At 64.0% G+C, this 12,936-nt stretch carries 12 protein-coding genes; 8 read left to right on the forward strand and 4 right to left on the reverse strand.

What is annotated here, in order from left to right; all coding sequences use genetic code 11:
• Positions 1-16: 16 nt before the first annotated feature.
• The 4 genes from RQ479_RS19300 to dps all read left to right on the forward strand — a co-directional run bounded on the left by RQ479_RS19300 (position 17) and on the right by dps (position 3,905).
• Positions 17-937 (forward strand): LysR substrate-binding domain-containing protein, encoded by a 921-nt coding sequence (locus RQ479_RS19300; RefSeq protein WP_376702239.1) that lies wholly within the window; start codon positions 17-19, stop codon positions 935-937.
• Between the two features lie 75 nt (positions 938-1,012).
• Positions 1,013-2,020: an LLM class flavin-dependent oxidoreductase gene (locus RQ479_RS19305; RefSeq protein ID WP_376702240.1), complete on the forward strand. Its 1,008-nt coding sequence runs from the start codon at positions 1,013-1,015 to the stop codon at positions 2,018-2,020.
• Positions 2,017-3,270: an LLM class flavin-dependent oxidoreductase gene (locus RQ479_RS19310; RefSeq protein ID WP_376702241.1), complete on the forward strand. Its 1,254-nt coding sequence runs from the start codon at positions 2,017-2,019 to the stop codon at positions 3,268-3,270. The genes RQ479_RS19305 and RQ479_RS19310 overlap by 4 nt, the downstream gene beginning before the upstream one ends.
• Before the next feature lie 146 nt (positions 3,271-3,416).
• Positions 3,417-3,905, forward strand: coding sequence for a DNA starvation/stationary phase protection protein Dps (dps, locus tag RQ479_RS19315; RefSeq protein ID WP_023676226.1), 489 nt, complete (start codon positions 3,417-3,419; stop codon positions 3,903-3,905).
• Positions 3,906-3,914: 9 nt separating this feature from the next.
• On the opposite strand, the gene xdhC is transcribed toward dps, so the two are convergent.
• From xdhC to uraH, 4 genes are all read right to left on the reverse strand, one after another.
• Positions 3,915-4,985 (reverse strand): xanthine dehydrogenase accessory protein XdhC, encoded by a 1,071-nt coding sequence (gene xdhC / locus RQ479_RS19320; protein ID WP_376705976.1) that lies wholly within the window; start codon positions 4,983-4,985, stop codon positions 3,915-3,917.
• A gap of 62 nt (positions 4,986-5,047) precedes the next feature.
• A complete protein-coding gene (xdhB, locus tag RQ479_RS19325; RefSeq protein WP_376702242.1) occupies positions 5,048-7,399 on the reverse strand; it encodes a xanthine dehydrogenase molybdopterin binding subunit in 2,352 nt (783 codons plus the stop codon).
• Complete coding sequence (xdhA, locus tag RQ479_RS19330; protein ID WP_376702243.1) at positions 7,399-8,880, reverse strand: xanthine dehydrogenase small subunit; 1,482 nt, start codon at positions 8,878-8,880, stop codon at positions 7,399-7,401. The genes xdhB and xdhA overlap by 1 nt, the downstream gene beginning before the upstream one ends.
• 1 nt (position 8,881) lies before the next feature.
• Positions 8,882-9,256 carry a hydroxyisourate hydrolase gene (gene uraH / locus RQ479_RS19335; protein WP_292656185.1) on the reverse strand — a complete coding sequence of 125 codons (375 nt, stop codon included), beginning with the start codon at positions 9,254-9,256 and terminating at the stop codon, positions 8,882-8,884.
• Between the two features lie 173 nt (positions 9,257-9,429).
• Here uraH and puuE point away from each other — a divergent pair, with 173 nt between their 5' ends.
• The 4 genes from puuE to RQ479_RS19355 all read left to right on the forward strand — a co-directional run bounded on the left by puuE (position 9,430) and on the right by RQ479_RS19355 (position 12,868).
• Positions 9,430-10,863 carry an allantoinase PuuE gene (gene puuE, locus RQ479_RS19340; protein ID WP_376702244.1) on the forward strand — a complete coding sequence of 478 codons (1,434 nt, stop codon included), beginning with the start codon at positions 9,430-9,432 and terminating at the stop codon, positions 10,861-10,863.
• Between the two features lie 63 nt (positions 10,864-10,926).
• Positions 10,927-11,775 (forward strand): bifunctional allantoicase/(S)-ureidoglycine aminohydrolase, encoded by an 849-nt coding sequence (locus RQ479_RS19345; RefSeq protein ID WP_376702245.1) that lies wholly within the window; start codon positions 10,927-10,929, stop codon positions 11,773-11,775.
• On the forward strand, positions 11,772-12,275 hold the full coding sequence (locus RQ479_RS19350) for an ureidoglycolate lyase (RefSeq protein WP_376702246.1): 504 nt from the start codon (positions 11,772-11,774) through the stop codon (positions 12,273-12,275). Before RQ479_RS19345 ends, RQ479_RS19350 begins: the two co-directional genes overlap by 4 nt.
• Positions 12,275-12,868: a nucleoside deaminase gene (locus RQ479_RS19355; RefSeq protein WP_376702247.1), complete on the forward strand. Its 594-nt coding sequence runs from the start codon at positions 12,275-12,277 to the stop codon at positions 12,866-12,868. Before RQ479_RS19350 ends, RQ479_RS19355 begins: the two co-directional genes overlap by 1 nt.
• The last annotated feature ends 68 nt before the right edge of the window (positions 12,869-12,936 follow it).

Here is a 12,936-nt window from a genome sequence, read left to right on the forward strand (position 1 = left end):
GAGCGACGAAAGCCGCATGGCCTATCTCGATAATATCGCCGTTTTTGTCCGCGTCGTCGAGCTCGGCAATTTGTCGGCGGCTGGGCGCGACATGCGCATTTCGCCGGCGGTCGCTTCCAACCGGATCAAGGAGCTCGAGAAGCACCTGGGCGTCAGGCTGTTCAACCGTACGACGCGGCAATTGATGCCGACCGAGCACGGCACGGTGTTCTACTCCGGCGCCAAGCAGGTGCTGGAGGCGGTCACCGAGGCGGAAGCGGCGGTCAGCGCGTTATCCGGCCAGCCGCGCGGCACCATAAAGGTGACAGCGCCGCTCGGCCTCGGGCGGCGGCTGGTGGCATCCGGCATCCCGGATTTCCACGACAGGTACCCAGATATCGAGGTGCGGCTCCGGCTTTCCGATCACAATGTCGATATCATGAAGGAAGGCATCGACGTTGCGTTCCGGCTGGGCATCATCGAGGATTCCAGCCTCAGGATGCGCGGCATCATGGAATGCGAGCGCGTGCTGGTAGCGGCCCCGGAATATCTGGACGTGCGCGGCGAGCCGACCGAGCCGCAGGAGTTGATTGGCAAGAAACACGATTGCCTGATGCTGCGCTATTCGGGCGCGCGCGAATATGTCTGGACGTTGCAGACGCCGAACGGCCCGCAAAAGTTCGAGGTGCACGGCCCCTACGATACCGATGATGGCGACGTGCTGACCGGCTGGGCGCTGTCCGGCCGCGGCATCATCAACAAGCCGCGCTTCGAGGTCGAGCCGTTTATCCGCGACCAGCGGCTGAAGGTGATCCTGAGTAACACGCCGCCGACGCCGGTGCAGTTTGCCGCCGTCTACCCGCACAAGAAGCTGCAGGATCCGAAGGTGCGGCTGCTGCTCGATTTCATGGCCGAGCGCTGCCAGCGGCTGATCAGGGATATTCTGGCCGGCAAATGATCGCCCGCTGGCCGGTTGCTTTCCGTCCAGCCGACGAGATAATTCCCAAGGAATCTCGCTCAACAGGGAAAAGCGATGGCCAACGGCGCCACAATGTGTCTCGCCGTTTCACTGTCTCCGGAAGCCGCCCCTTCCCATCCGCCCGACGCCGGCCCGGACTTCAGTCTGCTGACGCGGTTCGTGCAAGAAGCCGAAGCGGCCGGTCTGGACATGGTGTTGCTCGGCGATTCCGCGCCGGTTGCAGGCGGGCTGAACCGGCAAATGCGCTTCGAAGCAACGACCTTGGTGGCGGCCCTGGCGACGGTGACAAGCAGGATCGGCCTCGTCGCCGCGGCCTCGACGGTCGCCCACCAGCCCTACAATCTCGCGCGCCGTTTCGCCTCGCTCGATATTATCAGCCATGGCCGCGCCGGCTGGAACGCGAGCATGATGCCCGACCCGCGCGAGGCGGCCAATTTCAGCCGACCGGACGGGTTTTCCGGCGACGATTTCCGCCTGCGCGCCGAGGAATTCATCGGCATTGTGCAGGGCTTGTGGAAAGGCTGGGACGAAGACGCGCTGCTGTTCGACAAGTTTGGCGGGCGCTTCTTCGATCCCGAGAAGATGCACCTTCTCGACCACAAGGGTGAATATTTTTCCGTGCGCGGGCCGCTCAACGTGGCGCGGTCGCCGCAGGACACGCCGGTGCTGGTCATGTCCGGCCTGTCCGAGCCCGCCATGGATATCGCCGCCCGCACCGCCGATGTCGTCCTGCTGGATGAGCGATCGATCGACTGGGCTGGCGATCTGAAGCGCCGTGCGCTTGCCTTCGGGCGCAGGCCGGAGGCGCTGAAGGTGCTGATGAACGTTACCGTCAGCGCCGAAATAACCGCCGCGCCGGACATGTTTGCGGACAGGCTCGAAGAGTGCTTTCGCTCGAAAGCCTGCGACGGTTTCAACATCGACACGCCGCTCACGTCGGCGCTCGACGATTTCATCGGTCTCGTGCTGCCGGAGCTTCGCCGCCGCGGCCTTGTCCGGTCCGGCTACAGCGCGGCGACACTGCGCGCCCATCTCGGGCTTGCAGGGGAGGATCGGCAATGAGCGCCGGTCGAGGCCAGATGAAGCTCGGCGCCTTCCTGTGGGCGACAGGCCACCACATCGCCGCCTGGCGCCATCCGCAGGCGCATGTCACGGCCGGCATCGACATCGACCATCACATCCAGCTGGCGCGGACGGCGGAGGCGGCGAAGTTCGACATGATCTTCTGCGAGGACGCCGCCGGCGTGCGCGAGGCCAATGTCAACATCGCCAGCCAAACGTCGCGCTCGATCGGCTTCGAGCCGATCAGCCTGCTTGCGGCGCTCGCGGTGCAGACGGAGCGCGTCGGCCTCGTCTCTACGGCGTCGACGAGCTATAACGAGCCTTACGGGCTGGCGCGGACCTTCCTGTCGCTCGATCATCTGAGCGGCGGGCGTGCGGGCTGGAACCTTGTCACCTCGGCCAGCCATATCGAGGCCGCCAATTTCGGCTCGACCGGTCTGCGCCCGCATGCGGACCGTTACGGGCGGGCGCGCGAATTCGCTGCGGTGGTTGCCGGCCTTTGGCGAGGCCAGGGTGGATACGAAGGCAGAAGTTTTTCGGTGCGTGACCCGCTCGATCTGCCGCGCTCGCCACAAGGTGCACCGGTCATGGTGCAAGCGGGAGCGTCGGACGAGGGTCGCGACCTCGCCGCCCGGACCGCCGACGTGGTCTTTACGGCGGCGCAGACATTCGAGGAAGCGAAGGCCTTCTACGACGACCTCAAGGGACGGCTCGCGGCCCATGGGCGCAAGCCGGACGACATCAAGATCATGCCCGGCGTCGCGCCGGTCGTCGCGGCAAGCGAAGCGGAAGCCCGGGCAAAACATGATGAACTGCAGGAGCTGATACCGGACGATGTCGGCGTCGCGCTGCTTTCCAGCTATCTCAGCATATCCGATCTCTCGCGCTATCCCATTGACGGACCGCTGCCGCAGCTGCCGGCCAGCGAAGGCATGCAGAGCCGGCAAGCGCTGGTCATCGAACAATCGCGCCGCGACAACCTGTCCATTCGCCAGCTTGCCCGTCATTTCGCCGGCGCGCGCGGCCATTGGCGCGTCGTCGGAACGCCGGCCCAGATCGCCGACGAGCTCGAGGCACGCTTCGACGGTGGCGCGGCAGACGGTTTCAACATCATGCCGTCCTATTTTCCCGGCGAACTCAATGCCTTTGCCACGCTAGTCGTGCCGGAATTGCAGCGGCGCGGGCTGTTTCGCACGGACTATGAAGGCAGCACGCTGCGCGACCATCTGGGCTTGAAAAGGCCGGCGTAAACGACGAGCGGAACGAAAGTCGGAGATCGCCGTTTTGGGATGCTGTGCCGCGCGGCGATGAGGGCGTCTGCGCGCATATTCGATTTGACCATCCCAAACTTCGCCCTCTTCAAACCACGCGGACGCTACCGCCACAGGAGCCGATCATGGATGCCATCGCCACCCGCAACGACCTGCAATCCAATGCCAAGAAAGAGTGTATCGACCTTCTCAATGCCCGCCTCGCCGACGCCATCGATCTGGCCTTGATCACCAAGCAGGCGCACTGGAACGTCAAGGGACCGCAATTCATCGCCATTCACGAGATGCTCGACACGTTCCGCGAGGAGATCGACGGCCATGTCGACACCATTGCCGAGCGCGCCGTACAGCTCGGCGGCACGGCGCTCGGCACCTCGCAGGAGGTCTCGAAGGCGACTATGCTCGAGGCCTATCCGACCGACATCCACAAGACCCGGGATCACCTGGCGGCGCTGATCGACCGGTATGCCGCAACCGCCAAGCGGGCACGCGCGGCAATCGACGAAGCGGCTGGCGCGGGTGACGCCGACACAGCCGACATCTTCACCGCCTATTCGCGCTCGCTCGACAAATTACTGTGGTTCCTGGAGGCTCACACGCAGGAGAAGGAATAGCAGGAAACGTCAGCCCGCCATCGCCTTGCCGCGACGGGCTTTGGACGGCGCTGCCGGTGCTATCGCGTGAGCGGCCAACGCCGTCATGATTTCGGCCGCGGCGAGTGCGGCGATCACTTGCGGGCGCTTGTCCTTGACGGCACCGCCGCCGATCGGCGAGACGAGGCGGGCAAATTCCGCCTCGTTTCCGTCCGCCGATTTGAGGAACCAGTTCCGGAACGTCGCCTTCTTGGTTCTGGAACCGATCATGCCGACATAGGCGGCATCCCGGCGTTTCAGCGCCTCGGCGACGATCAGGAAGTCCAGCGCATGGTCGTGGGTAAGGACGACGAAGGCGGATCCAGCCGGGGCTTCGCGCACCATTGCCTCAGGCATCGGCGTCAGCTTGGTTTCGACCGTATCCGGCATGCCCTCCAGCGCCTCGGCTCGCGTCTCGACAACGACGACATGCACCGGCAGCAAAGCCACCGCCGAGGCCAGCGCATGGCCGACATGGCCGCCGCCGAAGATGTAGACATGCGGCAGCTGCGCCTCCTCGGCCGCCGCCGCCGCAACAAGCTTGGCTTCAAGCGCGGCGTCGACCAGCCGGATCAGCAGCTCGACCCTGCCGCCGCAGCATTGGCCGATCTCCGGGCCCAGCGCGATGTCGAGGGTGGCGCGGATATCCCTCCCCCTTGAGGGGAGGGTGGCGGCGAAGCCGTCGGGTGGGGTCGCCGCGGCAGTGCTCGACGCTCTGGCGGTACCTTCTGAGACGACCCCCTCTGGCCGCTCCGCGGCCTGCCCTTCGCTATGGCTCCGGGCGTTCGTCGCTGAAAAAGCCAAATCGTTGGCTTTTTCTCGGCCATTGGCCGACCGCTCCTCACCCCCTTCAAGGGGGGAGAAAAGCATCTGCCGCGCTTTGTCGATCGCCATATATTCGAGCTGGCCGCCGCCGATCGTGCCGAAAGTGGCCGATCCTGAGACGAGCATGAAGGCACCCGTTTCGCGCGGCGTCGAACCTTTTGTCCCGGCCACCTCAACCAAGGCGACCCGGCCGGCACCGGCAAGAAAGGCCTTCAGACTCTGCACTTTCGCGTCCATCATTCGCGTTCCCTATTGGGAAATATAGAGTTTTTCGGCCTGAATTGCACGTTTTCCGGGATTCAAGTGCCGGTCTTGGCTTCCCGCTTCAGCCGTTCGATCGCCATCAGCACACGCTCCGGCGTGGCCGGCGGGTCGAGGCGCGGGCAGATCTTATGGCTGGCAACGCTCGCCACTGCGTCCGACAGCGCATGCAGCACCGACATTGCGAGCGGAAAGGGCGGCTCGCCGACCGCCTTAGAGCGGTGCACCGTCGGCTCGCCTGCTTGCGCCCAGTCAGCCAAAGTCACATTAAAAATCTTCGGCCGGTCCGACGCGAGCGGGATCTTGTAGGTCGATGGCGCATGGGTGCGCAGCCGCCCCTTGTCGTCCCACCACAGTTCCTCCGTCGTCAGCCAGCCCATGCCCTGGATGAAGCCGCCCTCGATCTGGCCGAGATCGATGGCGCGGTTCAGCGAGCGGCCGGTTTCGTGCAGGATGTCGGTGCGCTCGACGATATATTCGCCGGTCAGCGTATCGACCGAGACTTCCGAGCACGCGGCGCCATAGGCGAAATAGTAGAAGGGGTGGCCCTCGCCCTTGTCGCGGTCCCAATGGATTTTCGGCGTCTTGTAGAAACCCGCCGCCGAAAGCTGGATGCGCGCCATATAGGCCTGCCTGACGAGATCCGCGAAGGCGATCTCCTGGTTGCCGATGCGCACGCGGTTGGGCAGGAACAGCACCTGGTCGCGCGGCACCTGGTATTTCTCGGCGGCGAAATTGGTCAGCCGGTCCTTGATCTGGCGGGCGGCGTTCTGCGCCGCCATGCCGTTGAGATCGGAGCCGGAAGACGCGGCGGTGGCCGAGGTGTTCGGCACCTTGCCGGTCGTCGTCGCGGTGATCTTGACCTGATCGAGGTCGATCTGGAACTCTTCCGCCACAACCTGCGCCACCTTGACGTAGAGGCCCTGCCCCATCTCAGTGCCGCCGTGGTTCAGATGAACCGAACCATCGGTATAGACATGCACCAGCGCGCCGGCCTGGTTGTAATGGGTGGCGGTGAACGAGATGCCGAACTTGACCGGCGTCAGCGCCAGTCCGCGCTTGATGAAGCGGCTGTTGGCATTGAAAGCATCGATGGTGCGGCGGCGCCTCGCATAGTCGGAACTCGCCTCCAGCTCGGCGACGATGCGGTGGATGATGTTGTCCTCGACCGTCTGGTGGTAGGGCGTGATGTTGCGGTCGCTGGTGCCGTAGAAATTCTTCTTGCGGATTTCGAGCGGGTCCTTGCCGACGGCAAACGCGACTTCGTCGATGACGCGCTCGGCGCCGACCATGCCTTGCGGACCGCCGAAGCCGCGAAAGGCGGTGTTCGATACCGTATTGGTGTAGAGCGGCGCCGATTGCGCGTGCACCGCCGGCCAGAAATAGGTGTTGTCGCAATGGAACAGGGCGCGGTCGGTGACCGGGCCGGAGAGGTCGGCCGAGAAGCCGCAGCGCGCCGCGAACATGAAATCTACGCCCAGAATATTGCCCTCGTCGTCGAAGCCGACCTCGTAGTCGACGAGGAAATCGTGGCGTTTGCCGGTGGCGATCATGTCGTCGTCGCGGTCGGGCCGGATTTTCACGGCCCGATGATGTTTCTTCGCGGCGATAGCAGCCAATGCCGCAAACTGATTGCCTTGCGTTTCCTTACCGCCGAAAGCGCCGCCCATCCGGCGGATTTCCACCGTCACCGCGTGGCTCGGAATACCGAGCGCATGGCTGACCATGTGCTGGATTTCGCTCGGGTGCTGGGTCGAGGAATAGATGGTGACGTCGCGGTCCTCGCCAGGGATGGCCAAGGCGATATGGCCTTCGAGATAGAAATGCTCCTGGCCGCCGATGCGCATTTTTCCCTTCAGCCGGCGCGGCGCCGCGTTGATCGCCGCCGCTGCATCACCGCGCTTCAGCGTCAGCGGCGGCGTGACCAGCTTGTCTTTCCGGGGATCGAGCTCACTGACATCGGCGACGAACGGCAATTCCTTGTATTCGACCTTGGCCAGCCTCGTCGCGCGGCGCGCCTGCTCGCGGGTTTCGGCGATGACGCAGAAGATCGGCTGACCGAAAAATTGCACCTTGCCGTCGGCCAGCACCGGCTCGTCGTGACGGCCGGTCGGCGAAATGTCGTTCTCGCCTGGCACGTCGCTCGCGGTCAGCACATCGATGACGCCGGGTGCGGCGCGCACCGCCGAAAGGTCCATGCTGGTGATGGTGGCATGCGTCGCCGTCGAAAGCCCAAGGCAGCCGTGCAGCGTGCCGGCCGGTTCCGGCATGTCGTCGATATAGACGGCCGTGCCACTGACATGCTTGTGCGCGGAATCATGGCGCTGGTCGGTGGCGACGCCGCCGGCGATTTTTTGCGCTTTCAGGTTTGGGGTGGCGTGCTTGTTCATCATGCCGCCTCGTGCCGTGATACCTGGATCGGCGCCCGGGTGCCGGTGGTTTCGGCAAAGAAGCGCAGCAGCAGGTTGCGCGCCGCCAGCGCCCGGTATTCGGCGCTTGCCCGCATGTCGGTTAGCGGGGTGAAATCGCCGGCGTACGCGGCCATCGCCGCCTCGACCGTCGCTTCCGTCCAGGGCTTGCCAAGCAATGCCTTTTCGACGCCAAAGGCTCGCTTCGGCGTTGCCGCCATGCCGCCATAGGCGATGCGCACATCCGCCACCGTGCCATGCTCGGCGAGCTTCAGGAAAAACGCGCCTAGCGCTGCCGTAATGTCTTCGTCGCGGCGCTTGGTGATCTTGTAGACGGCAAATTTCGTCTCGCTGCCCGGCACCGGAACATGCACGGCCTCGACGAATTCGCCGGGCTGCCGGTCCTGTCGGCCATAAGCGATGAAAAAATCCTCGAGTGGGATCGTCCGCCGCTTGTCGCCGCGGCGCAGCGTCAGGCGGGCACCGAGTGCGATCAGCGGCGGCGGCGTGTCGCCGATCGGCGAACCGTTGGCGATATTGCCGCCGATTGTGCCCATGTTGCGCACCTGGTCGCCGCCGATGCGGTCGAACAGCGGGCCTAGCGCCGGGATGCGCTTCGCCAGCGTCGCGAAGGCTTCGCTATAGGTGACACCGGCGCCGATCGAGATGACGCCCTTGTCCTCGGACATCCCGCACAGACCATCGAGGTTCCCGATGAAAACCGCCGGCGCAATATCGCGCATGTGCTTGGTAACCCAAAGGCCGACATCGGTCGAACCCGCAACGATAGTGGCGCTCGGCTCCTTGACCAGCACGCTGGCCAGATCGTCGGCATTGGCCGGCACGATCAGCTGCTTGTTGCCCGAGCCGATCTCGATGCGCGAACCGTCCTTCATCGCTTCGAGCTTGGCCGTGACTGCCTTGCGCTCCGCCGCCAGCGGATCCTTTGCCGCCTTGCCGTAGCTGGAGATGGCACGTGCGGCGCGCATGATCGCCTCGTAGCCGGTGCAGCGGCAGAGATTGCCCTGCAGCGCCTTTTCGATGGCGGCGTCCGACGGCTCCGGCGACCGCATCCACAGAGCATAAAGCGACATGACGAAACCCGGCGTGCAGAAGCCGCATTGCGAGCCGTGGAAATCCACCATCGCCTGCTGCACGGGGTGCAGTTTTCCTGCGTCGCCGCGCAGATGCTCGACGGTCACGACATGCGTGCCGTCTTGCGAGCCAAGGAAGCGGATGCAGGCATTGACGCTTTCATAGACCAGTGTTCCACCGGAGAGCCTGCCGACCAGCACCGTGCAGGCGCCGCAGTCGCCCTCGGCGCAACCTTCCTTGGTGCCGCGCAGCGAGCGGTCGAGCCGCAGCCAATCGAGCAGTGTCTGGTCGGGTGCAACCGTGTCGAGCGCGACGTCCTCGCCATTGAGGATGAAGCGGATTTCGTTGCGTGTCTTGATCCCAGCCATCTCAGCTTCCCCGATAGGTCGAATAGCCGAAAGGCGACAGGAGCAGCGGCACATGATAGTGCACCGGCTCGGCCATGCCGAAGCGGATCGGCACATGGTCGAGGAAGGCCGGTTCCGGCAGTTTTGTCCCTTGCCGGCGCAGATAATCGCCGGCCGCAAAGATCAGCTCGTATTCGCCGGTACGGAATTCCGCGCCGGCAAGCAGCGGAGCATCGCAGCGGCCGTCATCATTGGTGACGACCGTCTTCAGATGCGTCCGGGCCTGGCCGTCAAGATGATAGAGCTCGATCGACAGACCGGCCGCCGGCTTGCCGGCCGCAGTGTCGAGGACATGGGTCGTCAGGCGCCCGCCTTCGGCTTTCGACGTTTCCGCCACTGGCTGCTCCATTCCTTGCACGGTCGAACACTATTCATGAATTGTGCGCCAATTAAAGGCGATGCATAAGTCCCGGTCGAGCGGAGCGCGACAAAAACACTTTCAAAAATTTCGGGGGAATGCGCAGGCACTCCTTTCGACTATTCTGATCACACTTTCCGGCAGGAGCGAGAATGCGTTACGAACGAGACATGCGCGGCTACGGAGCCAATCCGCCGGATCCGAAATGGCCCGGCGGGGCGCATGTCGCGGTGCAGTTCGTCGTCAACTACGAAGAGGGCGGCGAGAATTGCGTCCTCCACGGCGACAAGGCTTCGGAGGCTTTCCTGTCGGAGATCGTCGGCGCCGCGCCCTGGCCCGGCCAGCGCCACTGGAACATGGAATCGATCTACGAATACGGCGCCCGTGCCGGCTTCTGGCGATTGCTGCGCCTGTTCGGCGAGGCACAGGTGCCGATCACCTGCTACGGCGTCGCCACGGCCCTGGCGCGTTCGCCCGACCAGGTCGCGGCGATGCAGGAGGCCGGCTGGGAGATCGCCTCGCACGGGCTGAAATGGATCGACTACCGCGACCACGCGCCAGAAGACGAGCGCCGCGATATGGAAGCCGCGATCCGGCTGCATTATGAGGTCACAGGGGCGCGGCCGACCGGCTGGTACACCGGCCGCACCTCGATCAACACCGTGCGTCTGGCAGCGGAAGAAGGCGGTTTCGACTATGTGTCGGACACCTATGACGACGAATTGCCTTACTGGTTCGAGCATGTGACACCGGACGGGTCGGCGAAGCCGCAGCTGGTCATCCCCTATACGCTCGACGCCAACGACATGCGCTTTGCCACGCCGCAGGGCTTCAACTCCGGCGACCAGTTCTTTGCATATCTCAGGGATAGCTTCGACACGCTCTATGCCGAGGGCAAGGCAGGGCGGCCGCGTATGATGAATATCGGCCTGCACTGCCGCCTGGTTGGGAGGCCGGGCCGGGTCGCGGCACTGAAGCGCTTCATCGACTACGTCAAATCACACGACAAGGTCTGGCTGGCACGGCGCATCGACATTGCAAGACATTGGCAGGAGACGCATCCGTTCCGGCTGCCGGCGCTGCGCCCGTCGAAAATGGAATTCGAGGCCTTCGTCCACACATTCGGCGGCGTCTTCGAGCATTCGCCTTGGATTGCCGAGCGCGCCTATGAGCTGGAGCTCGGCCCGGCGCATGACAGTGCCGGCGGGCTGCACAATGCGCTCTGCCGCGCCTTTCGCGCGGCGAGCGAGGCCGAGCGGCTTTCAGTTCTCAACGCCCACCCCGACCTTGCCGGAAAACTGGCGCAGGCCAAGCGGCTGACGGCGGAATCGTCGAGGGAACAGGCTTCGGCCGGCCTCGACGCGCTGACCGACAAGGAGCGCGAGCTGTTCGCAAAACTCAATGCCGCCTACGTCACCAGTTTCGGTTTCCCCTTCATTATTGCGGTGAAAGGCAAGACCAAGGAGGAGATCCTGGCCGAGTTCGAGGCGCGTATCGGCAACAGCCACGATGTCGAATTCGAAACCGCCTGCAGACAGGTCGAGCGCATCGCGCTGCTTCGTCTCAAGGACATGCTTCCGCAATAGGCTTTGGCTGCCGCGATAGGCCCTGGCTTCCGCAACAGGCTTGAATTTATGGATATGATGAAAATGGCCGAGCGAACCTATTATGCGCCGCAGGGCGGACATCCCGGCCAGACTGAATTGCTGACCGGCCGCGCTGTATTCACACAGGCCTATGCCGTCATCCCCAAAGGCGTGATGCAGGACATCGTCACCAGCGCTTTGCCGTTCTGGGATGGGACACGCGTCTGGGTGCTGTCGCGGCCGCTGTCGGGTTTTGCCGAGACGTTTTCGCAATATATCGTCGAGCTCGCGCCCGGCGGCGGCAGCGACCGCCCTGAGCTTGACGCCGCCGCCGAAGGTGCGCTGTTCGTGGTCGAAGGCGAGCTAAGCGTTTCGCTTGCCGGCAAGAAGCATAGCTTAAGGCCGGGCGGCTTTGCCTTCCTGCCGCCGGCGAGCGGGTGGACGGTGCGCAATGAAGGCGGCGGCGCCGTCCGCTTCCACTGGATCCGCAAGACTTATGATGCAGTCGACGGCATCGACGCGCCGCAAGCGTTCTTCGCCAACGAACAGGACATCGCGCCGACGCCGATGCCGGGTACCGAAGGCCGATGGGCGACGACGCGCTTCGTCGATCCGGCCGACATGCGGCACGACATGCATGTCACCATCGTCACGCTCGAGCCTGGTGCGGTCATTCCCTTCGCCGAGACGCATGTCATGGAGCACGGGCTCTATGTGCTGGAGGGCAAGGCGGTCTACCGTCTCAACCAGGACTGGGTCGAAGTCGAGGCCGGCGACTATATGTGGCTGCGCGCCTTCTGCCCGCAGGCCTGCTATGCCGGCGGGCCAGGCAAATTCCGCTATCTCCTCTACAAGGACGTCAACCGCCACGCCAAGCTTGGTAGCGCCGGCGTGGCGAGACCTACACCATGACCCGCATCGTCGCGCGGCCGCTGACCCGCGAGAATTTCGCCGAATTCGGCGACGTCATCGATATGGGCGGCGACAACCATTATCCGATCAATGGCGGCAAGGCCGAGCGGTATCACGATCTCGCCACCGTGGAAGCACGAGGGCCGAATGCGCGCGTGCTGATCTCGATGGTGCGTGGCACGCCCTATGAGCTGCCGTTGAAGCTTACCATGGTGGAGCGCCATCCGTTTGGCAGCCAGGCCTTCATCCCGCTGTCGCCACGGCCGTTCCTGGTCGTCGTCTGCCATGATGGCGATGAAGGCCCGGGCGAACCGCATGCGTTCATCACCTCGCCGGGGCAAGGCATCAACTATCCGCGCAATTTGTGGCACGGCGTGCTGACGCCGATCGGCGAGCCCCAGGACTTCCTGGTCGTCGACCGTGGCGGCGACGGCTCCAACCTCGAAGAGTGCCACTTCTCGCACGCCTATGAGATTCATCTTCCCGATGGGAGCCGGTGATGGCTGACATTTCGCTGATCGACCGTCTGCTCGACGTCATCGAGCACGACATCGTGCCGAAGACCGCCGAAGGCGTCGCGCATGGCAACAAGCTGTTCGGCGCGGCGATCCTGCGCAAGGACGACAGCTCGCTGGTGCTTGCCGAAACCAACAACGAGACGGAAAACCCGCTCTGGCACGGCGAGGTGCACTGCCTGAAGCGCTTCTACGAAATGCCGAAGGCGGAGCGCGTCGATACCAAGGACGCGATCTTTCTTGCCACGCACGAGCCCTGCTCGCTCTGCCTGTCGGCTATCACCTGGACCGGCTTCGACAATTTCTACTATCTGTTCAGCCATGAGGACTCGCGCGACAGCTTCGACATCCCGCACGATCTGAATATCCTGAAGGAGGTCTTCACCCTCGATCCCGGCGGCTACAATGCCGAGAATGCCTACTGGAAGAGCTTTTCGATTCGCAGACTCGTACGATCGCTGCCCGAGCCCGAACGCAAGCGGCTGGAAGCACGGATCGGCACAATCTCCGCCCGCTACGACGAACTGTCCGGCGCCTATCAGGCGAGCAAGGACGAAAACGACATTCCGCTGAGTTGACGCGGATTGACCAGCCGAATTCGTTGGCTGGCCCACGACGCATCGGCAGCGGCTCCATCATGTGGCCG

The organism is Mesorhizobium sp. ISC25 (assembly GCF_042295465.1).
Classification (GTDB): domain Bacteria; phylum Pseudomonadota; class Alphaproteobacteria; order Rhizobiales; family Rhizobiaceae; genus Mesorhizobium.

What these genes read in the sequence shown, in the direction of transcription:
- RQ479_RS19300 (WP_376702239.1), top strand. Translation starts at nt 17, where the DNA reads ATGGCCTATCTCGATAATATCGCCGTTTTTGTCCGCGTCGTCGAGCTC.
- RQ479_RS19305 (WP_376702240.1), top strand. Translation starts at nt 1,013, where the DNA reads ATGGCCAACGGCGCCACAATGTGTCTCGCCGTTTCACTGTCTCCGGAA.
- RQ479_RS19310 (WP_376702241.1), top strand. Translation starts at nt 2,017, where the DNA reads ATGAGCGCCGGTCGAGGCCAGATGAAGCTCGGCGCCTTCCTGTGGGCG.
- dps (WP_023676226.1), top strand. Translation starts at nt 3,417, where the DNA reads ATGGATGCCATCGCCACCCGCAACGACCTGCAATCCAATGCCAAGAAA.
- xdhC (WP_376705976.1), bottom strand. Translation starts at nt 4,985, where the DNA reads ATGGACGCGAAAGTGCAGAGTCTGAAGGCCTTTCTTGCCGGTGCCGGC.
- xdhB (WP_376702242.1), bottom strand. Translation starts at nt 7,399, where the DNA reads ATGAACAAGCACGCCACCCCAAACCTGAAAGCGCAAAAAATCGCCGGC.
- xdhA (WP_376702243.1), bottom strand. Translation starts at nt 8,880, where the DNA reads ATGGCTGGGATCAAGACACGCAACGAAATCCGCTTCATCCTCAATGGC.
- puuE (WP_376702244.1), top strand. Translation starts at nt 9,430, where the DNA reads ATGCGTTACGAACGAGACATGCGCGGCTACGGAGCCAATCCGCCGGAT.
- RQ479_RS19345 (WP_376702245.1), top strand. Translation starts at nt 10,927, where the DNA reads ATGGCCGAGCGAACCTATTATGCGCCGCAGGGCGGACATCCCGGCCAG.
- RQ479_RS19350 (WP_376702246.1), top strand. Translation starts at nt 11,772, where the DNA reads ATGACCCGCATCGTCGCGCGGCCGCTGACCCGCGAGAATTTCGCCGAA.
- RQ479_RS19355 (WP_376702247.1), top strand. Translation starts at nt 12,275, where the DNA reads ATGGCTGACATTTCGCTGATCGACCGTCTGCTCGACGTCATCGAGCAC.